Origin of the sequence: Heliobacterium chlorum (genome assembly GCF_014502795.1) — a bacterium.
In the GTDB taxonomy this organism is placed as follows: domain Bacteria; phylum Bacillota; class Desulfitobacteriia; order Heliobacteriales; family Heliobacteriaceae; genus Heliobacterium; species Heliobacterium chlorum.
Genome location: NZ_JACVHF010000202.1, coordinates 1 through 338, shown reverse-complemented (window position 1 = coordinate 338; position 338 = coordinate 1). Strand labels below are relative to the sequence as shown.

Genomic DNA, 338 nt, shown 5'->3' with positions numbered 1-338 from the left:
CAATATAATTTTATTATTAGTGAACATAAAAACCTCCTCAAATAAAGTTGATTAAAGGATATTAAAAGCCCCAAATTAGAGGTGGATCAGCTGTATATTCATTTTCGTTCAAGTTTTTATCTTTGATGATTTGGCTAGGGAACTTCTTGTGAGATCTAGGAGGCTTGTACATATTTCCTACTTCTTGAGGATAGCTTATTGTATCTTCAAATTGATAATTGCTATCAGAGCTTAAAGTAGCTAAAAAATCTAATTTTTTATTATTATTTATATATCCTTTTATTGTATAGTTGCCCAAAGGTGTTTTTCCAGTTTCTGTAATTTTTAAAGTTTTATAG

At 28.1% G+C, this 338-nt stretch carries 1 protein-coding gene; it reads right to left on the bottom strand.

Going from position 1 to position 338, the window contains the following annotated elements:
- Positions 1-61 precede the first annotated feature (61 nt).
- A partial coding sequence (locus H1S01_RS21015) for a DUF1433 domain-containing protein (RefSeq protein ID WP_188042204.1) occupies positions 62-338 on the bottom strand: 277 nt, incomplete at its 5' end.